A 24598-nucleotide genomic window follows, 5' to 3' on the forward strand; every position below is an offset into this window, starting at 1 on the left:
CGCACGCCCCGTCAGGCCGTCCCGCGACCGGCCGCGGGGCGGCCTGCTGACGGAGGGCCCGGCCGCCGGGGGGTCAGGGCGCGGGCAGGATGCGGCGCAGGCCGACCTCGGGGTGGACCGGGCGGCGCCACTCGCGCGGGTAGCCGACGGACACCTCCTCGAAGCGCACCCCGTCGTACCAGGTGGTCCGGGGGATGTGCAGGTGCCCGTAGACGACCGCCCTGGCGTGGAAGCGCACGTGCCAGTCCGCGGTGTGCACGGTGCCGCACCACTGGGCGAACTCCGGGTACCGCAGCACCCTGGTGGGCTCGCGGACCAGCGGGAAGTGGTTGACCAGCACCGAGGGCGTGCCGTCGCCGCAGGCCTCGGTCAGCCGCTGCTCGGTGTACCGCAGTCGCGCCGCGCACCAGGCGTCCCGCGACGGGTGGGGGTCGGGGTGCAGCAGGAACTCGTCGCTGCACACCACCCCGGCCTCGTGCGCCTGGGCGAGCGACTCCTCCTTGGTGGCGGCGGTGGGGGTGCGGAAGGTGTAGTCGTAGAGCACGAACAGCGGCGCCACGACGACGGGTCCGCCCGCGCCGCGCCACACCGGGTAGGGGTCCTCGGGCGTCGCCACGCCCAGGCGGCGGCAGATCTCCACCAGGTGCCGGTAGCGCGCCTCCCCGCGCAACTGCACGGGGTCCTTGCGCGGGGTCCACAGCTCGTGGTTCCCGGGCGCCCACACCACGCGCGAGAACCGGCGGGCGAGGACGCCGAGCGCCCACTCGACGTCCTCCATCAGCTCGCCGACGTCGCCGGCGACGATCAGCCAGTCGCCGTCGGCCCGCGGCCGCAGGTCCTCGACGATCCGCCGGTTCTCGGGAAAGGCCACGTGGAGGTCGCTGATGGCCCACAGCTTCGCGTCCGACACCGCCTCAGGGTATCGGGGGCCGCTCGTGGACCGCCGGACGGGGGCCCGCCCGCGGGCGGAACCGCGGCCGGAGCCGAGTCCCGAGCCGCGTCCGGAACCTGGGCCGGAAGGTGTCCGGAACTATGGCCGGGAACGATCCCTGCGCCGGGCGAGCAGCGCCTCGCGGCGCTCGTCGAACCTGGCCGCCTGCTCGGCGAGGGCGTCGAGGAAGACGCCGAGCTCCTCCTGGGCGCGCGCGCCCTCGGGGCCCAGGCCTTCCGTCTCCATCACCTTCAGGTGCCGCAGCACCGGCTGGAGCACGTCGTCGTGGTGGATGCGCAGGTTGTAGATGTCGCCGATGGCCATGCGGGCGGCGGCCCGCTCGAAGCCGGGCATGCCGTGCCCGGGCATGCGGAAGCCGGTCACCACGTCGCTGATGGCGCGCATGGCCTGGTCGGGGGCGAGCTCCAGGGCCGCGGCCAGCAGGTTGCGGTAGAAGACCATGTGCAGGTTCTCGTCGGTGGCGATGCGGGCCAGCATCTGCTCGCAGACGGGGTCGCCGGAGTGGCGGCCGGTGTTGCGGTGCGAGACCCGGGTGGCCAGCTCCTGGAAGGCCACGTAGGCCACCGAGTGCAGCATGCTGTGCCGGTTGTCGGACTCGAACCCGGCGGACATGTGCTCCATCCGGAACCGCTCCAGGGCCACCGGGTCGGCGGCGCGGCTGGTGAGCAGGTAGTCCCGCATGACGATGGCATGGCGGCCCTCTTCGGCCGTCCAGCGGTGCACCCAGGTGCCCCAGGCGCCGTCGCGCCCGAAGAGGGTGGCGATCTCGTGGTGGTAGCTGGGCAGGTTGTCCTCGGTGAGCAGGTTGACCACCAGGGCGATCCGGCCGACGTCGGTCAGCTTGGACTGCTCGGGCGCCCAGGCCTCGCCGCCCATGAGTCCGTCGAAGTTCCGCCCGTCGCTCCACGGCACGTACTCGTGGGGCATCCACTCCTTGGCGACCTTCAGATGGCGGTTGAGCTCCGACTCGACCACCTCCTCCAGCGCGTGCAGCAACCGGGCGTCCGTCCACACGGTGGAACCTGGGCGGAGGGAGGGGGTGATGGTCACAAACGGCTCCTCACAGTGCTGGGGGAAGGCCCGCCGGGGGACGGGACCCGACGGGGGGTACCTACGGACACGTAGGTTACGAAACCGTAGGTTGAGAGGCGCGGAAATGGCAACACCGGCCGGGGCGCGGGCCCCCGGAACGGGACATCCGCGAGCGCAGCGCGAGCCGGGTGTCATCGCTCCGGCACCGGTGACCTGCCCGTATCGCCCGCAGATCAAGGTGGCCGAAATCCCACAGGAATGGTCCGGTGATTACCGGGTACCCGGGGGGCACGCGCGAACCACCGTGGACCATCCACGCGTCAAGCACAGAGGGGAGCGAGATGAACGCCGATCTGCTGGGTGCACAGGACCTGAGGACGGACTCGGACCGCACGCAGGAGGGGCCGCGTCCCGCCGACGGAGCGGCGACCGCTGCCCTGCCGCTGATCGAGGAGCCGTCGCAGGTGTCCCCGGCCGACGCGCGGGCACTGTCGAAGGTGTTCTTCGTCCGGCTCGCCGAGTCGGAGGAGGGCACCCACGAATACCAGTACGTCCGCAACACGCTCATCGAGCTGAACCTCTCCCTGGTCAAGTTCGCCGCCTCCCGGTTCCGTACCCGCTCGGAGTCGATGGAGGACATCGTCCAGGTGGGCACGATCGGCCTGATCAAGGCGATCGACCGATTCGAGCTGAGCCGGGAGGTGGAGTTCCCGACCTTCGCCGTCCCCTACATCGTGGGCGAGATCAAGCGGTTCTTCCGGGACACGAGCTGGGCCGTGCGGGTGCCGCGGCGGCTCCAGGAGCTGCGCCTCGACCTGGCCAAGGCCCGCGACGAGCTGTCCCAGGAGCTGGACCGCTCCCCCACGGCCGGCGAGCTGGCCGAGCGGCTGGGCATCACCGAGGACGAGGTGGTGGAGGGCCTGATCGCGGCGAACTCCTACAACGCCTCCTCCCTGGACGCGCAGATCGAGGAGGACGAGTCCACCAGCCCGCTGGCCGAGCGGCTCGGCGAGACCGATCCGGCGCTGGAGCTGGTGGAGGACTTCCAGTCCCTGGCCCCGCTGCTGGCCGACCTGGACGAGCGGGACCGGGTGATCCTCCAGATGCGCTTCGGCGAGGAGCTCACCCAGGCGCAGATCGGGGAGCGGCTCGGCATCTCGCAGATGCATGTCTCGCGCCTGCTCGCCAGGACGCTGAGCAGACTGCGCAGCGGGTTGCTCGACCAGTGACCGCACCGGCTAGTCCCTTCCCGGCCGCGGCCCCTCACCGGGGTCGCGGCCGGTTCGCACCACGTCCTCGGCGACCAGGCGGAGCTTGACGTTCATCCGCTGCGAGGCCGCGACCAGCATGGTGAACGCCTGCCGTGAGGTGAGCCGGTAGCGCTCCATGAGGATGCCGGTGGCCTCGCCGATCACCTGCCGGGAGCCGACCGCCGCCTGGAGGGTGCCCGCCAGGTGGGCGTCGGCCAGCGCGATGGAGGCGTGCGCCGCGAACACCTCCGCCATCCCCGCCGAGTCGTCGTCGAACGCCTTGGCGCGGCGGGCGTGCAGGTTGAGCGAGCCGAGCAGGTCGGCCTGCGTGGACAGCCGGCAGGCCAGCATGGACTGCACCCCGGCCGCGGCGGCCCGCCGGGCGAACCGCGGCCAGCGCTCCTCGCGGGCCATGTCGTCGATCCGGACGACCGGGGACTCCCACATCGCCTCGACGCACGGCCCCTCGCCGAGATCGACCTGGATCCGGTCGCAGGCGAGCGACGGGTCCCCGGTGTGCGCGGGGCTGCGCAGCACCCCCCTGCGGCCCAGCAGCATGATCCCGGCGCCGTCGCTGCCCTCCACCGCGACCAGCGCGGCGTCCACGATGCCCTGCAAGGTGGCCTCCCAGCCCCGGGACGCGGACGCCTGGAGGTCCTTGGCGATCGCCGCCAGCGTCCTGGCCAGTTCGAGACCGGACTTCTCCACGACAGCCACCGCCCTCGCCACGCGGGGCGCGCGCCCCCGCCGCCCGGCCGACGGCGGGCGGCGCCCACCACCGCAGTGTGGAGGGCGCCGCGACCCGGGGACAAGAGCCTTCGGCACCGCTCCCCGGGTCCGGTCCTCAGGTCCAGGTCCAGTCCCGCACCTCGGGCAGGTCCTCGCCGTGCTCGCGGATGTACGCGCGGTGCCGGGTGCGCGTGTCGGCCATGCGCTGGCGCACCCCGATCGCCCGCCGCGCGAGCCCCGGCACCCGGTCGATCACGTCGATGACCAGTTGGTACCGGTCCATGCCGTTGCGCACCACCATGTCGAACGGGGTCGTGGTGGTGCCCTGCTCGGTGTAGCCGCGCACGTGCAGGTCGGCGTGGCCGTGGCGGCGGTAGGCCAGGCGGTGGATGAGCCACGGGTAGCCGTGGTAGGCGAACACCACCGGCCGGTCCGCGGTGAAGATCGCGTCGTAGGCCGGGTCGGGCAGGCCGTGGGGGTGCAGCTCGGGCGGGGTCAGGCGCATCAGGTCCACGACGTTGACGACCCGCACCGCGAGGTCCGGCAGGTGCTCGCGCAGCAGCGAGGCGGCGGCCAGCACCTCCTGGGTGGGCACGTCCCCCGCGGCGGCGAGCACCACGTCGGGGTCGCGCCCGTCGTCGGTGCCCGCCCAGTCCCACACGCCGACCCCGCGCTCCACGTGGGCGACCGCGTCGTCGATGCCCAGCCAGTCGAACGAGGGGTGCTTGCCCGCGATCATGACGTTGATCCGGTCCCGGGTGGCCAGGGCCCTGGCGGCGACGGCGAGCAGGCTGTTGGCGTCCGGCGGCAGCCACACCCGGATGGTGTGCGGGCTCTTGTTGACCACGTGGTCGATGAAGCCGGGGTCCTGGTGGGAGAAGCCGTTGTGGTCCTGCCGCCACACGTGGGAGGTCAGCAGGTAGTTCAGGGACGGCAGGGGCATCCGCCACGGCAGCTCGCGGGCGACCTTCAGCCACTTGGCGTGCTGGTTGGTCATGGACGTCACGATGTGGACGAACGCCTCGTAGCTGGAGAACAGGCCGTGCCGCCCGGTGAGCAGGTAGCCCTCGAGCCAGCCCTGGCAGTTGTGCTCCGAGAGCATCTCCACCACCCGGCCGTCGCGGGCGAGGTTCTCGTCGGTGTCCTCGAAGCGCTCCTGCCAGTTCTTGCCGGTGGCCTCGTAGACGGCCTCCAGGCGGTTGGAGGCGGTCTCGTCCGGGCCGAACAGGCGGAAGTCGCGGCGGTCCGCGGTGCGGTGCATCAGCTCGCGCAGCCACTCGCCGAGGACCGCGGTGGGCGCGTGGCTGCCCGCGCCGGGCTTGGCGACCTCCACGGCGTGGTCGCGGATGTCGGGCAGCGGCAGGCCGCGGGTGAGGCGCCCGCCGTTGGCGTGCGGGTTGGCGCCGAGCCTGCGCTCGCCCTCGGGGACGTTGCGCAGCGGCGCGGGGCGGGGGCGGCCCGCCTCGTCGAACAGCTCCTCGGGCCGGTAGGAGCGCATCCACTCCTCCAGGCGCCGCAGTTGCTCGGGGTCGTCGCGCACCCCGGACAGCGGGATCTGGTGGCTGCGCCAGGTGCCCTCCACGGGCACCCCGCCGACCTCGCGGGGGCCGGTCCAGCCCTTGGGGGTGCGCAGCACGATCACCGGCCAGCGGGGGCGCTCGCGCAGGCCGTGCTCGCGGGCGGCCCGCTGGTGCCCGGCGATGCGGTCCAGGCAGTCGTCCAGGGCGGAGGCGAAGGCGCGGTGGACGGCCGCGGTGCCGCCCGTGCCGGGGGACTCGGCGCGGACGTGGACCGGGTCGTAGCCGTAGCCGCGCAGGAGCTGGTCCAGCTCCTCCTCGGGGATGCGGGCGAGCACCGTCGGGTTGGCGATCTTGTAGCCGTTCAGGTGCAGGATCGGCAGCACCGCGCCGTCGTGGACCGGGTCGAGGAACTTGTTCGAGTGCCAGCCGGTGGCCAGCGGCCCGGTCTCGGCCTCGCCGTCGCCGACGATCGCGGCGACGGTGAGGCCGGGGTTGTCGAACGCCGCCCCGTAGGCGTGGGCGAGCGCGTAGCCGAGCTCACCGCCCTCGTGGATGGAGCCGGGGATCTCCGGCGCCACATGGCTGGGCACGCCGCCGGGGAAGGAGAACTGCCGGAACAGCCGTCGCATGCCCTCGCCGTCCCGGGGCACGTCCGGGTACACCTCGGAGTACGCGCCGTCCAGCCAGCAGCAGGCGAGCGCGGCGGGGCCGCCGTGGCCGGGCCCGGTGACGTGGATCATGTCCAGGCCGCGGTTCCTGACGGCCCGGTTGAGGTGGGCGTAGACGAAGTTCAGGCCGGGCGTGGTGCCCCAGTGGCCGAGCAGTCTGGGCTTGATGTGCTCAGGGCGCAGGGGCTCGGTGAGCAGGGGGTTGTCCATCAGGTGGATCTGGCCCACCGCCAGGTAGTTCGCCGCCCTCCAGTACGCGTCGAGGGCGGCGAGCTCGTCGTCGTTGAGGTCGGTGGGCGTGCTGCCGGTCGGGTGGTGGTCGGTGACCACGTTCGCTCCTCGCCTTCCGCTTCCGCTCGCGGCCAGGGGCCACGGACCCGTCGCCCGCACCCCCGCGGGACTGTGGGGCGGGTACCCGCGAGCGGTGCGGGCACACCCGGGCGGGGGCGGCGGGCAGGCGGGGGTCCGGGGGCGGGGGACGGGGGACGGGCGGGGCGGCGGGGGCTCGGGGCGCGGGTCGGCTACTTGTGGGCGAGCACCATGTGGTCCGGCCCCGCCAGGTGCTCCACCCGGCTGTCGCGGAAGCCCGCCTCGGCCATCCAGCCCCGGCAGTCGGCGCCGGTGAAGTCGAAGCCGCCCTCGGTGCGCAGGAGCATGTTGAGGCTGCCGAGCAGCCCGAAGGCGTTGGCCCTGCGGTCGTCGTCGATCAGGGTCTCGTACACCACGAGCAGGCCGGACTCGGGCAGCGCCCGGTACGCCTTCTCCAGCAGCATCCGCTTGGCGGGCAGGTCCCAGTTGTGCAGCACGTGCCCGAGCACGATCACGTCGGCGCCGGGCAGCGGGTCCTCGAAGAAGTCCCCGGGCACGAAGGTCACCCGGTCGGCGACGCCGTGCTCGGCGACGTACTCCTCGAAGACCGGCCGCACCCCGGGCAGGTCGAACCCGTAGCCGGTCAGGTGGCCGTGCCGCAGCGCGAGCTCGGTCAGCAGGGCGCCCTGGGCCGGGCCGATGTCGGCGACCGTGCGGTACCGCGACCAGGGCAGGCGCTCGGCCAGCGCCCGGGCGGACGGGGTGGACAGGCCGGTCATGCCGCGCAGGAAGGTGCGCAGCCGGCCGGGGTCGGCGAGCAGCTCCTCGTACAGGCCCTGGTCGGCCTGCGGTCTGCCGCTGCGCAGGGCCTCGGTGAGGTGGCCCCACACCGGGTACGCCTGGGTCCCGGCGAGCTCCAGCAGGCCGCCCTGGTAGTCGGGCCGGCCGCGATCGAGGTAGCGGGCGGTCTCGGGGGTGTTGGCGTACCCGGACGCGTCGCGCTCCAGCAGGCCGAGGGCGACGAGGGTGTCCAGGAAGTCCCGGGCGCCGCGCTCGTGCAGCCCGAGCCGGCCGCGCAGCTCGTCCAGGTGCAGCGGGCCCTGGGAGAGCGCCGTGAACACGCCGAGTTCGACCGCGCTGAGCAGCACGCGGGCCGTGCGGAAGGCCAGCCCCATGTCCTTGATCCGCGCGGGTCCCGTGTCCCGTGTCCGCTCCCCGGTGCCGTCGTCCGTCTGTGCCACCCTCGGTCTCCCGTCGGTCTCGCCGGTGTGATGGACCGATTGGAGCGTCCGGCCTCTCGCGGCGTGGTCGAGCCCCGGGCGGCCGTGGGGACGGGGGTCGGATTCCGGCCGGACGGCGAACTCCCCCTTCCCCGGGGCCGGCCGGGCGGGGGGAAGGGGGAGCGTGACCGGGGGGCGGGCGGTCAGGCGCGGACCACCAGGGACTCGGTGTGCTTGCGCACCTGCTCCGGGGTCATGTAGGCGTCCGTGTACTCGAAGTCGCGCAGCCGCGCCGGGGTGCGGGCCAGGAAGCCCATCCGGACGAAGTCGTCGCCGGCCACCGAGTTGAGCAGCCAGTTCGCGGCGGTGCGGAACTTGGCGGCGCCGGTGCGCAGCGCCATCCAGTGGTAGCCGCGGGCGACGGCCTGCGCCGGGACGCCGGTGAGCTCCACGCCGAGCGGCTTGGAGACGGCGTCGGCCCCGCCGAGGTCCACCACCAGGCCGAGGTCCTTGTGCCGGTACGGGGTCAGCGTCTCGCCGTGCAGCGAGGCGACGACGTTGTCGGCGGCGACCTTCCCCTGCCGGTGGGCGTGCTGCGCGGTGGGCGGGCAGACCGCGCCGCCGCCCTTGACCAGGTCGGGGACGGCCGCGGCGTCCCCGAGCGCGAACACGCCGTCGGTGTTCGGGACGGTCAGCTCGGGGGTGACGACCAGCCGGCCCTTGACGGTCTCGGCGCCGAGGGTGCCCACCAGCGGGCTGGCGGCGACGCCCGCCGTCCAGATCAGGGTGCGGCACGGCAGGACCCGGTCGTCGGTGAGGCGCACGAAGTCGCGGCCGACCTCGGACACCGACACGCCCAGGGAGACCTCGACCCCGCGGCGTTTCATGATCTCCAGGGCCTTCTCGCCCAGCCGCTCCCCCAGCTCGGGCATCAGCCGGGGGGCGATGTCCACGATGTGCCACTTGATCAGCTTCGGGTCGAGCCTCGGGTAGCGCTTGCAGCAGGCGTTGGTGGTCAGCCGTTGCAGGCAGGCCGCCGTCTCCGTGCCCGCGTAGCCGCCGCCCACCACGATGAACTGGAGCCTGGAGGCGCGCTCCTCCTCGTCGAGGGTGGCCGACGCCAGGTCGAGCTGGGAGATGACGTGGTCGCGCACGTACGCGGCCTCCGCCAGCGTCTTCATGCCCCGCGCGTACTCCTCGAGGCCGGGGATGTCGAAGGTGCGGGTCACGCTGCCCGGCGCCAGCACGATCCGGTCGTAGGGCAGGTCGGCGGTCTCGCCCGTGGTCTTGCGGACCACGCAGATCTTCGCCTTGGTGTCCACGCCGATCGCGCCGCCGGGGACGATCTGCGTCCAGCGCAGCACCCGGCGCAGCGAAACGGCCACGGACTGCGGGGTGACCAGCCCGGACGACACGTGCGGCAGCAGCGGCAGATACAACTGATAGTTGTACGGCGTGACGAGGCTGATCTCGGCCTGTTCCGGGTTCAGCCTGCGCTCCAGGCGGCGGGCGCACGCCACGCCGGCGAAGCCGCCGCCTACCACGAGGATTCGGGACCGTTGCATGAGCCATCCCTCACTGTGCTGTGGACTGCGGGCCGGCCGCGGGCCGACCGCCTCGTCTGCGGCGTCTTCTGCCCGGCCCGCCCCCGTCCAACACGTTCAGTATCGGCGGGCGGACCCGGCACGGCCCGCCGGGCTGCTCCGCCCGGGAGGGCCGCGCGGCGGCGGGGAGGGCGGCCGGGTGGGCGGCCGGGTGGGCGCCGTTCACCCGCGTTCGCGCCGCCCGGCGCTCCACGCCAGCAGCTCCGCCGCGGGCCGGGTGTTGACCACCCGCTCCGGCGGCACCCCGCACTCCTCGGCGCGGGCGCAGCCGAGGACTGCCAGTCCAGTTGCCCGGGGGCGTGCGCGTCGGTGTCGACGGCGAAGTCCGCGCCCGCGGCCAGGGCCAGGCGGATCAGGCGGCGCGGGGGGTCGGAGCGCTCGGGGCGGCAGTTGATCTCCACGGCGGTGCCCGTCTCTGCGCAGGCCGCGAAGACCTCGGCGGCGTCGAACTGCGACTGGGGCCGGCCCCGCCCCGTCAGCAGCCGCCCGGTGCAGTGGCCGAGCACGTCCACTCGGGGGTCGCGGACGGCGGCGACCATCCGCCGGGTCATGGCCCGCGGCTCCATCCGCAGCTTGGAGTGCACCGAGGCGACCACGATGTCGAGCCGGTCCAGCAGTTCCCGCTCCTGGTCCAGGCCGCCGTCCTCGAGGATGTCGCACTCGATGCCGGTGAGCAGCCGGAACGGCGCCAGGACCGCGTTGACCTCGGCGACCCGCTCCAGTTGGGCGCGCAGCCGCTGCGGGGACAGGCCGCGGGCGACGGTCAGCCGCGGCGAGTGGTCGGTGAGCACCGCCCACTCGTGCCCGAGCTCCCGGGCGGCGTGCGCCATCACCTCGATGGGGGCGCCGCCGTCGGACCAGTCGGAGTGGGTGTGGCAGTCGCCGCGCAGCGCCGCGCGCAGGGCGGCGCCGGGCCGGTCCGCGTCCTCGCGCGGGGCCCGCTCCTCCAGGGCGGTCAGGTAACCGGGGACCTCGCCGTCCAGGCACTCCTGGACGACCTGCGCCGTCTTCGGGCCCACTCCGGCGAGCTCGGTCAGGGTGCGGGCGCGGTGCCGGCGCAGCAGCTCGCCGCGGTCCAGGCGGGCCACGGCGGCCGCCGCCCCGCGGAACGCCCGCACCCGGTAGGTGGGGGCCTGCTCCCGCTCCAGCAGGAACGCGATCCGCTCCAGCGCCCGCACCGGGTCGGTGTCGTCCATCGCGGCTCCTCATTCGCCTGCGTCGTGCCCCCGTCGGTGTGCCCCGTCGTGCCGTGCCCGTGCCTCAGTCCTCCCGCAGCCCCCGCCACACCGGCTGCCGCAGCAGTCCCTGCGCCGTCCAGCCGGTGAACGCCACCTCGGCGGCCAGCACCGGACGCGCCCAGCGCAGCGGCCCGGGCCGGTCCCCGGCCTGCCGGGCGTTGGTGAACGGCGGCCCGGGCGCGGCCAGGCCCCGCAGCGTCTCGGCCAGCAGGCGGCGCCCCTCCACGGTGAAGCCGGAGCCCACCGCGCCGCAGTACCGCAGGCCGCCCGGCTCGTCCACGCCGACCAGCACCGACTTCAGCCCGGCGCCGCGCGGCCCGGCCGGGACCCAGCCGCCGACGCGCACGTCCGCGGTGAGCCCGTGCTTGATCTTCACCCAGTCGCGGGAGCGCGCGCCGGGGCGGTAGGGGGACGCCAGGCGCTTGGCCATGACGCCCTCCAGCCCCATCTCGGCCGTCCACCGGGCCGCGGTCTCCCCCTCGCCCTCCCACGCGGGTGGCACGCTCACCCGCTCCGCCTCCAGCTCCAGGGCGGCGAGCCGCAGTTGCCGGGCGGTGTACGGCAGGCCGGTCAGGAGCTCACCGCCGGCCCACAGCACGTCGAAGAGCATCAGCGCCACCGGGGTGGTGCGCGCGCCCGCCCGGATCGCCGCCGGGCTCTCCAGCGGCATGCGCTCCTGGAGGCGGGCGAAGCTGGGGCGGCCCCGCTCGTCGAAGGCGACGATCTCCCCGTCCAGGACGGCGCCGGTGCCGGGCAGCAGGCGGGGCAGGCCGGCCAGCTCCGGGTAGCGGGCGGTGACGTCGGTGCCGCGCCGGGACACCAGGCGCAGCCGCCCGTCGCCCGGCAGGTACGCCAGCACCCGCATGCCGTCCCACTTGACCTCGAACGCCCATGCGGCCTGGTCCCTGGGCAGGGCCGTGCCGGTGCTGGCCAGCATCGGGGCCAGGACGGGCGGCTCCACGGGGGCGGCGCGGGCGGGCACGGCGGACCCCGTCAGGACGCCTTGCGGCGCGAGGCGGTCTTCTTCGCGGGCTTCTCCGCGGTGCCGCCGCGGCCCGCCGCGGACTTCGACGCGCCGCCCTTGGCGGAGGTGGTCTTGGCGGAGGTGGTCTTGGCGGCTGCCGTCTTCCGGCCCTTGGCGGGGGCCTTCTCCGCGGTCTTCCCCGCCGTCCTGCGCCCGGCTCCCGCGCGGGCCCCGCCGCCTCCGCCCCCGGCGGCGGACTCCTCCTCCGGCGCGGGCTCCCCGCCGGCCGCTGCCCTTCCGGCCCGGCCCTCCCGGGCGGCCTTGACGCTGCCCCGCAGCGCGGACATCAGGTCGATGACGTTCTCCTCGCCGCGCCGCGCCTCCTCCTCGCGCGGCGGCTCCGCGCCCTGGAGGCGGGCCTCCACCACCCGGCGCAGCGCGTTCTCGTACTCGTCCCGCAGCTCGCCGATGTCGAAGCCCTCGCTGAGGGTGTCCATCAGCGAGCGGGCCATCCTCAGCTCCTGCGGCCGCACCCCGGCGTCCTCGTCCGGGAGGGCGTCGGTGGCGGGCCGCACCTCGTCGGGCCACAGCATGGTCTGGAGCACCAGCACGTCGTCGCGGGCCCGCAGCACGGCGAGGGACTCGCGGGTGCGCAGGGTGACCTTGGTGACGGCGAGCTGCCCGGCCTCCCGCAGCGCCTCGCGCAGCAGCACGTACGGCTTGAGGCCCGCGCGGTCGGCGGTGCCGACGTAGTAGCTGGTGGACAGCATGACGGGGTCGATGGCGTCGGCGTCGACGAACGCCAGCACGTCGATCATCCGCTTGCTGGGCAGCGGCAGCTCGGCCAGGTCCTCGTCGGAGAGCACCACGGTCCGCCCGTCCGGGGACTGGTAGCCCTTGGCGACCTCCTCGTAGGGGACCTCCTCGCCCTCCTCCTCGCAGAACCGCCGCATCCGCACCCGCGCCCCGTCCCTGGCGTGCACCTGGTGCAGGGGAACCCGGTGCTCCTGGGTCGCGGAGAAGAGCTGGACCGGGACGCTGACCAGGCCGAAGGAGATCGTTCCCTTCCATATGCTGCGCATCGGCGGACCGCCCTCCGGGGCCGGGGCCGGTCCTCCGGGACCGTCCCGCGCCCCACTCGAAGGTGTCGTCCACGCTCCCGCCCCGCGGCGCGCGCGGGTGGGGGCCGCGCTCCCCGCGCACCCGGTGGTGCGGTGGGAGGCCCGGACGGCTCTGGCAGGCCCCGTTCGCTCATCGAGGCGCGGTGTGCGCCCCCGAGGGCCCGTGGGGCCCCTGGGACGTGTTCCCGCGCCGTCCCGCGCCCCCACCTCGCGTCACCCGTTCAGCGTACGCCCGGCGTACGTCGGCGTGCGCCGGTCACCCTTTCGGCCAGAGGGTGGGAGGGAGAGGGCGGGGGCGGGGGCAGTCCGGTGGCGGGTGGGTGCGGCCGGGCGTCGGCCGGGTGCGGCGGCGGGGAGCGCGTGCGGTCCGGCGCCGGGGTGGGGCGCCTCGTCGGCGGAGCCGTTCCCCCGGCCGCCTCCCACGATCAACCGTTTTCACCGCATTCCGCATAATTCAGCACCTTTCCGGGGACCCACGGCCCATGCCGCAACGCACCGTGACGACCGTGGACGGCCGCCGCCTGGTCCTGACGAACCTGGACAAGGTGCTGTGGCCCGCCACCGGCACGACCAAGGCGGAGGCGCTGCACTACTACGCGCGGATCGCGCCGGTGATGCTGCCGCACGTGCGGCACCGGGCCGCGTCCTTCCTGCGGTTCCCCGACGGGGTGGACGGCGAGCGGTTCTACACCAAGCAGCCGCCGCAGGGGGTGCCGTCGTGGGTGCCCACGGTGGAGGTGCCCGCGAGCGAGGGGCCGCGGCGGCACGTCTCGGTGGACGACCTGCCGTCGCTGATGGCGATGGCGAACCTCGCGGCGCTGGAGATCCACGTGCCGCAGTGGTGCGACGGCGACCCGGACACGCACGACCGCCTGGTGGTGGACCTCGACCCGGGGCCCGGCGTGGGGATGGTGGAGTGCTGCCGCGTCGCCCTGCTGCTGCGGGAGGAGCTGGCCGAGGAGGGCATCGAGGTGTGGGCGAAGACCAGCGGCGCCAAGGGGCTGCACCTGTACGCCCCGCTGGACGCCTGGCCCGCGGCTCCGGCGGTGGACCGCGCCAGGGATCTGGCCCGGCGCCTGGAGGCCGCGCACCCGGATCTGGTGGTGCACCGGATGGCGAAGGCGCTGCGGCCCGGCAAGGTGTTCGTGGACTGGAGCCAGAACGCCTCGGCGAAGACCACCGCCGCCCCGTACACGCTGCGGGCCCGCCCCGAGCCCGCCGTGTCCGCGCCGGTCGGCTGGGACGAGGTCGCCTCGTGCACGCGCCCGGAGCAACTGGTGTTCACCCCGGAGCAGGTGGTGGCCAGGGCGGAGCGGCACGGCGACCTGCTGGCGGGCCTGCTGGACCCGGAGCGGGCGGTGGCGCGGTGACGGGCGGGCGGTGACGGGGGCGTGCGGGGTGGGACGTGTGGGCGCGGGGGTGTGCGGGCGCCCGGTGGCGGGCGCCGGTGCGCCGGTGCGGGTGGCGCCGGGCCGTGCGGGGGCGCGGGTGGCGCGGGGCTTCAGTACGTCCGCGCCCGTGTGTCCGCCCGGTCCATCGACGCGATGTCGTTCAGGCACATCCCCGAGCCGAGCGCCACGCACAGCAGCGGCTGCGCCGCGATCAGCACCGGCATTCCGGTCTCCTGGCTCAGCCTGCGATCCAGGCCGCGCAGCAGCGCGCCGCCGCCGGTGAGGACGATGCCGCGCTCCATCAGGTCGCCGGCGAGCTCGGGCGGGCACCGGTCCAGGGCCTTCTTCACCGTCTGGATGATCGAGCCGATCAGGTCCTCGATGGCCTCCTGGATCTCCAGTGCCTTGACCTCCACCGTCCTGGGCAGTCCGCTGGCCTGATCGCGGCCGCGCACCGGCACGCTCCTGGGGACGTCCACGAGCGGCCCGTCCCAGTCATCGGTCTCGTAGGCGCGCACCGAGCCGACCGCCAGCTTCACCCCCTCGGCGGAGCGCTCCCCCACCAGCAGCCCGTGGTCCCTGCGCACCGCCTGCGCGATGGCCTCGTCGAGCTTGTCGCCCGCCACCCGCACCGACTCGGCGACGACGATGCCGCCGAGGGAGATCACCGCCACGTCCGTGGTGCCGCCGCCGATGTCCACGACCATGCTGCCCGCTGCCTCGTGCACGGGCAGCCCCGCGCCGATGGCCGCGGCGAGCGGCTCCTCGATCAGGTGCACGGAGCGGGCCCCGGCCTCGCGGGTGGCCTCGATGACGGCGCGCCGCTCGACCCCGGTCGCGCCCATGGGCACGCAGACGACGACCCGCGGCCGGAACAGGCGGCTGGCACGGGCCTTTCCGACGAAGTACCGCATCATGCGCTCGGCCACCTCGTAGTCCGCGATCACCCCGTCCCGCAGGGGGCGCGAGGCGACGATGTGGCCGGGGGTGCGGCCGACCATCCGTTTGGCCTCGGCACCGACCGCGAGCACGCCGCCCGTGCCGTGGTGCACGGCGACGACGGACGGCTCGTTGAGGACGATGCCCCGGCCGCTGAGGTGGACCACGGTGTTCGCGGTGCCGAGGTCCATGCCGAGGTCGTGGCCGTTGGCCACGCTGTTGGGTGCCATGGGAGTTGAGGGAAACCTTCCGCGTTCGCCCCACCGTGGGGTTCTAGGTCCTTATCTCGCCTTATTGTGCACAATTGCTGCTATCCCTTGGCCCAGCCAAACGGTCCGCACCGGGCGTCCGTCACGGGGAAGTCGTCGGGAAACGCGACGTGGGGTGGGGTGCGGAGACAGCTCATGGACGGGTGTTCGTCAACTTTTTGACGGGGATTCATGCCTTAGGTGGCCGGGGCGGAATGCGGGGAGCGGTGTGTCCGCGGTCCCGGCCGGGTTTCCCGCGGCCCGGCCCCGGCGCCCGGGGGCGACCTTTCCGCCGCGGCGCGGATTCGCGGAGACAGGCTTCCCGCGGCGGCGCCGATCCGCCGTCGTCCGCGCGGTTCCCGCGCCCTCGCGCCGTCCCCCGGGCCCGGGATCCGGGCAGGTGGACGGCTCGCCCGCGGGTCCTCCGGGCATGCCACCGCACTGATTTGCCGTCAATTGCCGTCGCGGCTCCGGGTGTACAGCCGGGATGGCTTCCGGCGCAATTCCCCCCGGGGGCTCGGACGCACCGGGATCGCCGCCGCTTTTCCGCGACCGGCGGCGCGGCCGTGGTTTTCACCGCCCGGCCGCGGCGCGCCCTCTTCCTCGTCCGCCGCCCCACCGGCACACCCCGGGCCGCATTCACCCGCGTCGGCCGCGCCCACTCCTGGCGGACGCGGCTCGACCGGCCGCGCGCCCCTCGGAGATCGATTCCGCCGCCCGCCCGCCGGGCGCGGTCCGCGGCGCGCGGCGCCTTCCCCGGGCGCGCTCCCCATTCCCCGTGGATTTCCCACCCGGGCGGGTGCGCCCGGCCGAATCCGCTCCTCCCCCGCTCCTCCGCCGGGGACGCCGCGGGACCGCGCCGTCCACCGCCGCCCCGCCGCCGTGCGCCGCCGTCCGTCCGAGCGGGCGAATCGGTCACCGTGCGCCGCCGAGTTATCCACAGACCGTTGCCCTCTCCCCTGGGCTCTGCTGTGCTTGGTGCCGTTGTGACGAGAACTCACCATCGGGGGCGACTGGGATGACGAGGCACATCACACGGCGTCGGCTGCTGGCCGCGGGAACGGCCCTGACCGCGGCGCTGACCGCGCCGGTCGCCGCGCCGGCGGCGGCCGCGGCGGCCGGGCGGCCCGGGCAGCGGTTTCCGGACACCATCGCGCTGCCAGACGGCTTCCGGCCGGAGGGCATCGCCACGGGGAGCGCGCCGTTCGCCTGGTTCGGATCGCTGGGCAGCGGCGCCATCTACCGCGCCTGCCTGGCCACGGGCGAGGGGCGGATCATCAGCGAGGGGCCGGGCACCCCTTCCGTCGGGCTGAAGGCCGACCGCCGGGGGCGGCTGTTCGTGGCGGGCGGCAGCGGCGGCGACGCCCGGGTGGTGGACGGCCGGGACGGCCGGGTGCTCGCCTCCTACCGGTGCGCCACCGGGGAGTCGTTCGTCAACGACGTGGTGCTGACGCCGGACGCGGCCTGGTTCACCGACTCGTTCAACCCGGTGCTGTACTGCCTGCCGCTCGGCCCCCGCGGGCAACTGCCCGCCGAGGTGGTGCGGCTGCCGCTGGGCGGGCAGTGGGTGCAGCGGCAGGCCGAGTACAACGCCAACGGAGTCGAGCGCACCCCCGACGGCACCGCGCTGCTGGTCGTGCAGCCGGGCGGCCTGTTCCGCGTGGACCCGCGCACCGGCCACGCCCGCCAGGTGGACCTGGGGCCGGTGACCCTGCCGAACGGGGACGGCCTGCTGCTGCTCGGCCGCACCCTGTACGTGGTCCAGCAGCGGCAGAACGCGGTGGACGTGCTGCGGCTGGACCGGGCCGGCACCCGGGGCGAGGCCGTGGCCCGCATCACCGACCCCCGCTTCGACATACCGACGACCGTGGCCGTCTTCGGCGACCGGCTGTACCTGCCCAACGCCCGGTTCACCACCACGCCGGAGCCCACCACCCGGTACACCGCGGTGGCCGTGCCGCTGCCGGTGCGCGGCGGCTGAGCGGCGCCCCCGCCGGGCGCGGGCCCGGCGGGGGCGCGGGAGCGGGGTGCGGGCTGCGGGGTCAGGGCGCGGCGGCCCGCGGGGCCCACACCACGGCGGAGGGCACCGCCGGAGTGAGCACCAGCTCGCCGGTCCACTCGGCGAACGACGCCTGCGGCAGGTAGTCCTCGCCGAGGAAGAAGGCCCGGGTGACGCGGGTGACGCTCAGGCTCGCCCCGGTCTCGGTGACCGGCGAGCGCAGCGCGACGATCTCGGCGATGTCGGACGGGCCGGTGCCGACGGGGAGTTCGACCGTGGTGGCGGCCGTCCCGTCCCGGGTGACCGACCCGGCGGGCACGCCGTGGTGGGAGGTGTAAAGCGTGTCGCGGCCCTTGAGCCGCACACCGACGGCGAGGCCGATGTTGCCCGTCTGATCCGCGGGGGAGGCCGTGTGCGCGATCGCTATGTACAGGTAGGTGCGCTGGTCGCCGACCTCGAACGTGGCCGGGTCCGGCGGGGACTCGACCCTGCCCTCGCGCAGCATCTCCTGCGCCATGACGGGATATGTCCAGGGGTTGGTGTCCATCAGGTGCTCGCGCGGCTGCCCGGCGGGCAGGGTCTGGTCCGGGGAGAGGGAGAACCGCATCGGGTTGTCCACGGTGTCGCACATGTTGTTGTTGGAGGTGCAGGTCTCCAGGCGCGGGCGGTCGCCCTCGTAGGTGCCGGTGAACGGCAGCGTCCGGTGGTCCGACGCCTGGTACACGGCGGTCCCCGGCACCCGGTCGCCCTCGGCGTCCACCTCGACCCGGTAGGCCCACTCGATGTCGGTGGTGCGGCCCCAGCGGGCCATCAGCGCGGGCGAGTTGGTGCCGCCGTCCTCGTTGCTCCAGATCACCGTGTACTGGAGGACCTTGTGGCCGGGCGCGGCGGCGGGCAGCACCTCGTGGTAGGCGAGCAGCGGCGTGTCGGTGGTGGCGCTCTGGAACCGGCCGCCGAGCTCGGGCAGGTCCCGCCCGTACATGATCGGGGCGTGCCGCTGGACCAGGCCCTGTGCGGTGCGCCCGGGGTGGACCCGCACGCGCAGGCCGGTCAGCAGCGCCTCGGTGGCGCCGGCCGGGGAGCGGTCGGCGGCGAAGCGCAGCCGCAGTTGGTGCGGGCCCGCCGTCAGCCGGCCGAGGGTGAAGGAGCGCTCCACCGGGCGGTCGGAAGGGATGACGATGTCGGTGGCGTGCCGGCCGTCGACGAACGCGGAGACCACGGCGGACTCGCTGCCCGCGGTCTGCCAGGACACCCCGGGCGCCCGGGAGGTGACCGTCAGCACGGCCTCGCCGGTGCGGGTGGCGAACAACGGCACCACCCGGTCCTTGCCGCCGCGCTCGACGGTGACGGAACGGTGCGCGCCCCGGACGGGCTCGGCGCCGTCGGCGCGGCGCGGGGTGTCCGCGCCCGCGGCGGCGGGGGCGGTGAGCACCGCGGCGGCGGTGACGAGCACGGCGGCCAGGCCGGCCGCGGCGGCGCGGGCGGGTCCGCGGCGGGCGGCGGCGCCCGCCGTCGCGGGAGCCGGCCCGGGGGTGGTTCCGGGCGCTGGTGCTGGGGTCGTTTCGCGAAGGGCCACGCCTTGCCTCCGGGGTCGGTCGGGTGTGCGGGTGGTGCGCGAAGGAGCGCCGGCCACGGTACGCGCCACCGTGGTCCGCCGCCCGGGACGGCGAGGCACGGGGAGGTGAACAGGGCGTGTCGGGGCGGAAGTCGAGCGCGGGGGCGCACGCCCGGGCGCATGAAGTGGTGACGGTGAACCTGGCGTGAGCCCCTTGGAGCGTCCCTAGGCTGTCGCCGGTGTGACGGGTCGCTGGCGGCGCGTCACCGAAGGACGGGGCGGGCGAGCTGCGACGACGGAGACGGCGGTGAGGATGTGACCACCATGTGGACGGCGGACGCGGCGGTGGTGCCCGGCCGGGTGCTGAGCCCCGGCACGGTGGTGGTGGACGGCGAGGGAGTGATCGAGGCGGTGCTGCCGCGCCGGCTGTCGGGGGCGCACGACCTCGGCAGCCGCTCCCTGCTGGTGCCGGGCGCGGTGGACCTGCTCGGGGACGCGGTGGAGCACCTCGCCGAGCCGCGACCCGAGGTCCGCATGCCGCTGCCGCTGGCCGTCCGCGCCCTGGACCAGCGGCTGGCCGCGGCGGGGGTGACGACCGCGTTCGCCGCGCTGAGCCTGACGGGAGAGCGGTGCGGGCTGCGCGACCGGGCGAGCGTGGAGGCGCTGGGCCAGGAGCTGCGCTCGCTGCCGGACTCGTGCGTGCAGCACCGGGTGCACCTGCGGGTCGGGGCGGGTGACGAGGAGGTGGTGGCGGCGGCGGAGCACCTGCTGCGGCGCGGGATGGTGGCGGTGCTGTCGGTGGCAGCCCAGTGCCCGGTGACCGCCGAGCGGCGCAAGAGGCCGTCCCGGGTGGTGTGGCCGGGTGTGGACGGCGGGCCGTGCCTGGCGGCCGAGGACGAGGAGTCCGTGCTGGTCGTGCAGCGGCTGGAGCGGCTGGCCGCGGCGGCGCGGCGCGCCCATGTGCCGCTGGCCTGCCACGACCCGGACTCCCCGGAGGCCGTGGTGCGCGCGGGCACGCTGGGCGCGGCCATCGCCGCGTTCCCGGCGACGGTCCACGCCGCCCGCGCCGCCGGGCCCGCGGGGATGGTGGTGGCGATGGGCGCGCCCGGGCTGCTGCTGCGCGGCTCCGCCGACGGGGGCCTGAGCGCCACGCAGGCGCTGGCCGCCTCCGCGCTCGACCTGCTGGTCAGCGACTACTACCCGGAGGCGCTGTGGCCCGCGGTGCTCGGCACCGACCTGCCGCTGCCCGAGGCGGTGGACCTGGTGACGGGGGCCCCGGCCCGAGCGGCCCGGCTCACCGACCGCGGCGCCCTCGCCCAGGGCCGCAGGGGCGACCTGGTGGCCCTCGGCCCGGACGGCACGGTGCGCCGCACGATCGTGGGCGGCCGGATCGCGGTGTGAGGCCCGGCGGCCCGGCACCGGGTCAGCTCCCCGGCGCCGGGCCGCGCGGCGGCCACCCGTCACGCGGGGGCTGTCCCTCGCGCAGCGCGGCGGGCACCCCCCGCCAGGGGTTGGCGCCCGACAGCCCGACGGCGCAGTGCACCCGCGCCCCGCGCGCCGCGGCCAGCCGGCCCACCAGGTGGGCGAGCCCGGCGGGCACCTGGTGCACCAGGTGGCAGAACCGCTCCGGCGGGTGCTCGGCGGTCCACCGCGGGACGGACGCGGTCCGGTAGGCGGCGAAGGGCCCCTCGAAGGTCACCACCAGGTCGGCGAGCACGGCGTACCCGGGGTCGGGGTGGGTGCCCGGGTTGAGCGCCACCGCCCGCATGCCGCAGCCGCGGGCCGCGCGGACCAGGCGGCGGTAGCGGCGCAGCAGGCCCGGGTCCGCGGCGGCCTGGTCGTAGAAGACGGCCCGGGCGCCGTACCAGTCGCGGTGCCGCCGCACGTCGGCCAGCACCTCGCGGTCCGGGCGCCGCCCGTAGGCGGTGTCCACGTACCCGTACACCCGCACCCCGGCCGAGCGCAGCAGCTTCGCGGCGGCGGCGTACCCGGGCTCGGGGGCGGCGCCGGGCCCGTCGGCGGCGTTGAGCACCACCCCGTGCAGCAGCCGCGCCGCCCCGGCCGCGGCCCGCCACGCGGCCGGGTCCGCGGCCGGGTGGACGTACAGCGGCACCAGCAGGCTCATCGGCGGCCGCCCGCGGAAGGGTGCCCGGCGGGCCCCGTGCCGGACGCCGCGTGCCACAGGTCGGCGAGCGAGCGGTGCAGCCCGATCCGCGGCCGCCAGCCCAGGGCGCGGTCCGCCGCGGTGATGTCGGCGTGGCCGCGGGTGACGGGGGCGGAGCGGGCGGGCAGGGCGCAGCCGCCGTCCTCCTCGATCCGCCCGCGGAACCCGGCCGCCGCGGCCAGCCCCCGGGCCAGCTCCCGCACCAGGACGGCCCGCCCGCCCGCCACGTTGAGCACGGCGGGCGGCGCGGTCGCGGTGACGGCGAGGGCCACCGCCCGGGCCACGTCGCGCACGTCCACGAAGTCGCGGTACGCGGACAGGTCGCCGACCCGCACCGCGCCGTCCCGGCCCGCGGCGAGCAGCCCGGCGGCCAGCCGCCCCGGCAGCCCGCCGGGGGGCGCGCCGGGCCCGACGGGGTTGAACACCCGCAGCACCACCGCGTCGAGCCCGCAGGCGGTGACGGCGGCCGTCCCGGCGAGTTTGGTCGCGCCGTAGACGGTCACGGGGCGGGCGGGCGCGGTCTCGGCGAGCGGCTCCGCGCCGTCGGGGGGCCCGTACTCGGCGGCCGAGCCGAGGTGGACCACCCGGGCGCGGGGCACCGCCGCGCGCACGGCCTCGCACAGCACGGCGGGTCCGCGGGCGTTGGCCTCCGCCATGGCCACCGGCCCGCCGCCGACGGCGCCCGCGCAGTTGACCACGGCGTCGGGGGCCAGGGCCCGCAGGGCGGCGGCGAGCCCGTCCGCGGTGGCCGTGCCCAGGTCGGCGACGAGGTCGGCGCGGCCCGCGGCCCGGCCCCCCGTCAGCACCTCGGTGCCCGGCAGTTCGCGCAGGCGGGCGGCGGCGTGGGAGCCGAGGAAGCCGCCCGCGCCCAGCACCAGGACGCGCATCGGCGCCTCACGCCCCCCTCAGCAGCAGCCCGCGGTGGGTGGTGAACTCCGCGTTGGCCCGGTCGTAGTCGTCGGGGCGGCCGATGTCGAGCCAGTACCCGTCGAACTCGTAGGCCCGCGGCGGCGTCCCCGCGGCCAGCAGGTCGAGCACCACCTCGTCGAACCCGAGCGGCAGCCCGGCCGGGTAGCCGGTCAGGGCGGCGCGGGAGACCCCGTACACGCCCATGGAGACCCGGTAGTCCAGGTCCGGCTTCTCGGTGAAGCCGGTGACCTGCCCGGAGTCGGTGGTCAGCACCCCGAAGTCGATGCGCACCCGGCGGCGGTAGGTGGCGATGGTCAGCGGGGCGCCGCCGCCGCGGTGGTGGCGCAGCACGGCGCCGAAGTCGAGGTCGGTGAGGACGTCGCCGTTCATGACCAGGAAGTGCTCGGGCAGCCGGTCGAGCATGGTCAGCAGCGGGCCCATGGTGCCCAGCGGGCTGTCCTCGGACACGTAGCCGACCCGCAGCCCCCACTGGGCGCCGTCGCCGACGTAGGCGCGGATGATGTGGCCGAGGTGGCCGATGGCCAGGGTGCAGCCGGTGAAGCCGGACGCGGCGAGCTGCCGCAGGACGATGTCGAGGATGGCGTGCTGGTCCCCGATGGGCACCAGCGGCTTGGGCAGGGTGGTGGTGTACGGGCGCAGCCGGACGCCCTTGCCTCCGGCGAGTATGACGGCGTGCATGGCTCGGGGCCCCCTCGGTGGGTGGCGGGGCGGTGCGCCCCGCCCGGGTCGTGGGTGAGTCGTCGGTGGGTCCGCGGTGGTGCGCGGGGTGGGTGGCGCGGGGCTCCGCGGGGTCGGTGGGCGGGCCGGCGGGCGGGTCCGGCCCGGTGCCGGCGGGTCAGATGTTGTAGGTGCCGGTCTTGTAGCGGGCCAGGTTGGCGGGGTCGCGGAAGAACGCCACGGTGTGCGCCAGCCCGTCCTCCAGGGTGTGCGCCGGGGCCCAGCCGGTGGTGGCGCGCAGCCGGGAGGCGTCGCAGACCAGGCGCATCACCTCGGAGTCGGCGGGCCGCACCCGCTGCGGGTCCTCGCGCACCCGCGGGTCGGCGTCCATCAGCTTGGCGATCAGCGCGACCAGGTCGCCGACGGAGATCTCCGTGCCCGTCCCGGCGTTGAACACCCGGCCCACGACCTGGCGCTCCGGCGCGGTGCCGACGGCGAGGAACGCCGCCGCGGTGTCCCGCACGTAGGTGAAGTCGCGGGTGGGCCGCAGGTCGCCGAGGGTGAGCTCGCGGCGGCCCGCGGCGAGCTGCCCGATCACGGACGGGATGACCGCGCGCATCGACTGGCGCGGGCCGAAGGTGTTGAACGGGCGCAGGGTGACCACGGGCGTGCCGAAGCTGGCGTGGTAGCTCTCGGCGAGCCGGTCGGCGCCGGCCTTGGACGCGGCGTACGGGGACTGGGCGTGCACCGGGTGCTCCTCGGTGATGGGCACGGTGCGGGCGGTGCCGTAGGTCTCGCTGGTGGAGGTGTGCACCAGCCGGCCGACGCCCTGGTGGCGCACGGCCTCGAGGACGTTGAGGGTGCCGGTGACGTTGGTGTCCACGTAGGAGTGCGGGGCGCGGTAGGAGTACGGGATGGCGATGAGCGCGGCCAGGTGGTAGACGGTGGCGGCGCCCCGGACCAGGTCCTGGACGCTGCCCGGGTCGCGCACGTCGCCGAGCGCCACCTCGACGTGGCCGAGCACCTCCCGCGGCAGGTCCTCGAGCCAGCCGTAGGACGAGAAGGAGTTGTACTGGACCATGGCGCGCACCCGGTGTCCGGAGGCGACGAGCGCCTCCACCAGGTGGGAGCCGATGAAGCCCTCGGCGCCGGTGACGGCGGCGAGTTCGGGGGAGGTCATGGCGTCGGGTGGCCCTTTCGTTCGGCGCGCTGCGGCGGCGGGTCCGGCGGGTGGCCGGTGGCGGACGGTGACGGACGGTGGTGCCGGGCGGTGCCTGCGTGCGGTGGCGCGTGACACCTCCGGCGCGGAGGGGCCCGGTGCGGTGGTGCCGGGGTGCGGTGGTGCCGGTGGTGCCGGGTGGTGCCGGGTGGTGCGGGCGCTCCCGGTCGCGCGGTGTCCCGCGCGGTGGGTCCGCCGGGCGGTCAGCGGTGTGCCGTGGACCGGCCGAGCCGCCAGTGCGCCACGGCGAGCAGGACGGCGGCGGCGAGCGCGCCCACGGCCGCCTGGACGGCCACCGGGTCGGCGGCGCCCAGCGCGGGCACGGCGGCCTCGGCCGGGGCCGCCCCGCCGCAGATCCCGGCCGCGGGCCAGGCCGCGCCGAAGGCCTGGAGCAGCAGCGCCGCCCACAGCGCGGCGCCCAGCGCCAGCAGGGCGAGCAGCCGGCCGGGACCCGGTGGCGCGCCCAGTCGCCACAGCTCGGCGGCGACGGCGACGAGCGCCCCGAGCGCCGCCAGCACGGCGAGGTGGGCCGCCAGGCAGCGGGCCAGCGCCCACCCGACGGCGGCGCGGAAGGCGCGCGCGGTGGTGCTGCGGCGCAGCGCGGCCAGGCCCAGGCTGCGGAACCGGTGGAGCTGCCACTCGGCGGCGCCCATGCCGAGGGTGAGCGCCACCACGCAGGAGCCGGTGAACGCCGCGTCGGGCCGGTCCAGCCGGTCGCCGAGCCCCATCAGCAGGGTGAGCACGCCGCAGGCCAGCCCGAACAGCCCGTGGGGCAGCGACGACGCGACGCGGGGCCCGCCGCCCCCGGCCGGGGGCGCGGCCCGCAGCTCGTGGGCGACGGCCCCGGCGGCGACCAGGGCCGCCCCGGCGGCGGTGGCGGCCGGCGGCC

The 24598-nt window shown here is 75.8% G+C and carries 18 protein-coding genes and 2 pseudogenes; 4 read left to right on the top strand and 16 right to left on the bottom strand.

Annotated features, from left to right (window positions below; all coding sequences use genetic code 11):
• Window positions 1–73 precede the first annotated feature (73 nt).
• Window positions 74–910 carry a metallophosphoesterase family protein gene (locus ACYVO2_RS30755; protein ID WP_461011333.1) on the bottom strand — a complete coding sequence of 279 codons (837 nt, stop codon included), beginning with the start codon at window positions 908–910 and terminating at the stop codon, window positions 74–76.
• Window positions 911–1030: 120 nt separating this feature from the next.
• A complete protein-coding gene (locus ACYVO2_RS30760; RefSeq protein ID WP_461011334.1) occupies window positions 1031–2002 on the bottom strand; it encodes an acyl-ACP desaturase in 972 nt (323 codons plus the stop codon).
• A gap of 323 nt (window positions 2003–2325) precedes the next feature.
• Between ACYVO2_RS30760 and ACYVO2_RS30765 the strand changes: the two genes are divergently transcribed.
• Window positions 2326–3213, top strand: a complete 888-nt coding sequence (locus ACYVO2_RS30765; protein WP_461011335.1) for an RNA polymerase sigma factor SigF — start codon at window positions 2326–2328, stop codon at window positions 3211–3213.
• A gap of 9 nt (window positions 3214–3222) precedes the next feature.
• Here ACYVO2_RS30765 and ACYVO2_RS30770 read toward each other — a convergent pair whose 3' ends face one another.
• From ACYVO2_RS30770 to ku, 7 genes and pseudogenes are all read right to left on the bottom strand, one after another.
• Window positions 3223–3942, bottom strand: coding sequence for a GAF and ANTAR domain-containing protein (locus ACYVO2_RS30770; RefSeq protein WP_461011336.1), 720 nt, complete (start codon window positions 3940–3942; stop codon window positions 3223–3225).
• 136 nt (window positions 3943–4078) lie between these two features.
• Window positions 4079–6481, bottom strand: coding sequence for a phosphoketolase family protein (locus ACYVO2_RS30775; RefSeq protein ID WP_461011337.1), 2403 nt, complete (start codon window positions 6479–6481; stop codon window positions 4079–4081).
• A 191-nt stretch (window positions 6482–6672) separates the two neighbouring features.
• On the bottom strand, window positions 6673–7701 hold the full coding sequence (locus ACYVO2_RS30780; protein WP_461011338.1) for a methyltransferase: 1029 nt from the start codon (window positions 7699–7701) through the stop codon (window positions 6673–6675).
• 182 nt (window positions 7702–7883) lie between these two features.
• A complete protein-coding gene (locus ACYVO2_RS30785; protein WP_461011339.1) occupies window positions 7884–9245 on the bottom strand; it encodes an NAD(P)/FAD-dependent oxidoreductase in 1362 nt (453 codons plus the stop codon).
• A 201-nt stretch (window positions 9246–9446) separates the two neighbouring features.
• Window positions 9447–10480, bottom strand: a pseudogene (locus ACYVO2_RS30790) (PHP domain-containing protein).
• Between the two features lie 64 nt (window positions 10481–10544).
• The gene (gene ligD, locus ACYVO2_RS30795; RefSeq protein ID WP_461011340.1) at window positions 10545–11504 is read right to left on the bottom strand and encodes a non-homologous end-joining DNA ligase; all 960 of its coding nucleotides are present in this window, start codon (window positions 11502–11504) and stop codon (window positions 10545–10547) included.
• A gap of 11 nt (window positions 11505–11515) precedes the next feature.
• Window positions 11516–12568, bottom strand: a complete 1053-nt coding sequence (gene ku / locus ACYVO2_RS30800) for a non-homologous end joining protein Ku (protein WP_461011341.1) — start codon at window positions 12566–12568, stop codon at window positions 11516–11518.
• Between the two features lie 521 nt (window positions 12569–13089).
• Between ku and ligD (ACYVO2_RS30805) the strand changes: the two genes are divergently transcribed.
• Window positions 13090–13977, top strand: a complete 888-nt coding sequence (gene ligD, locus ACYVO2_RS30805; RefSeq protein WP_461011342.1) for a non-homologous end-joining DNA ligase — start codon at window positions 13090–13092, stop codon at window positions 13975–13977.
• Window positions 13978–14108: 131 nt separating this feature from the next.
• Here ligD (ACYVO2_RS30805) and ACYVO2_RS30810 read toward each other — a convergent pair whose 3' ends face one another.
• Window positions 14109–15167, bottom strand: a complete 1059-nt coding sequence (locus ACYVO2_RS30810) for a rod shape-determining protein (protein WP_461011343.1) — start codon at window positions 15165–15167, stop codon at window positions 14109–14111.
• A gap of 1036 nt (window positions 15168–16203) precedes the next feature.
• Here ACYVO2_RS30810 and ACYVO2_RS30815 point away from each other — a divergent pair.
• The gene (locus ACYVO2_RS30815; protein WP_461011344.1) at window positions 16204–17166 is read left to right on the top strand and encodes a lactonase family protein; all 963 of its coding nucleotides are present in this window, start codon (window positions 16204–16206) and stop codon (window positions 17164–17166) included.
• Between the two features lie 61 nt (window positions 17167–17227).
• On the opposite strand, the gene ACYVO2_RS30820 is transcribed toward ACYVO2_RS30815, so the two are convergent.
• Entirely contained in the window at window positions 17228–18760 is a 1533-nt protein-coding gene (locus tag ACYVO2_RS30820) for a hypothetical protein (RefSeq protein ID WP_461011345.1), read from the bottom strand.
• Between the two features lie 294 nt (window positions 18761–19054).
• Here ACYVO2_RS30820 and ACYVO2_RS30825 point away from each other — a divergent pair, with 294 nt between their 5' ends.
• Window positions 19055–20140, top strand: coding sequence for a hypothetical protein (locus tag ACYVO2_RS30825; RefSeq protein WP_461011346.1), 1086 nt, complete (start codon window positions 19055–19057; stop codon window positions 20138–20140).
• A gap of 22 nt (window positions 20141–20162) precedes the next feature.
• Here ACYVO2_RS30825 and ACYVO2_RS30830 read toward each other — a convergent pair whose 3' ends face one another.
• The 5 genes and pseudogenes from ACYVO2_RS30830 to ACYVO2_RS30850 form a co-directional block, all read right to left on the bottom strand.
• Window positions 20163–20864, bottom strand: coding sequence for a spherulation-specific family 4 protein (locus ACYVO2_RS30830; RefSeq protein ID WP_461011347.1), 702 nt, complete (start codon window positions 20862–20864; stop codon window positions 20163–20165).
• Window positions 20861–21790 carry an NAD-dependent epimerase/dehydratase family protein gene (locus ACYVO2_RS30835; RefSeq protein WP_461011348.1) on the bottom strand — a complete coding sequence of 310 codons (930 nt, stop codon included), beginning with the start codon at window positions 21788–21790 and terminating at the stop codon, window positions 20861–20863. Before ACYVO2_RS30835 ends, ACYVO2_RS30830 begins: the two co-directional genes overlap by 4 nt.
• A 7-nt stretch (window positions 21791–21797) precedes the next feature.
• Window positions 21798–22511 (bottom strand): nucleotidyltransferase family protein, encoded by a 714-nt coding sequence (locus ACYVO2_RS30840; RefSeq protein ID WP_461011349.1) that lies wholly within the window; start codon window positions 22509–22511, stop codon window positions 21798–21800.
• Between the two features lie 157 nt (window positions 22512–22668).
• A complete protein-coding gene (locus tag ACYVO2_RS30845; RefSeq protein WP_461011350.1) occupies window positions 22669–23670 on the bottom strand; it encodes an SDR family NAD(P)-dependent oxidoreductase in 1002 nt (333 codons plus the stop codon).
• A gap of 242 nt (window positions 23671–23912) precedes the next feature.
• Window positions 23913–24598, bottom strand: a pseudogene (locus ACYVO2_RS30850) (hypothetical protein); the annotation flags it as partial.

Source organism: Streptomyces capparidis (assembly GCF_054782095.1).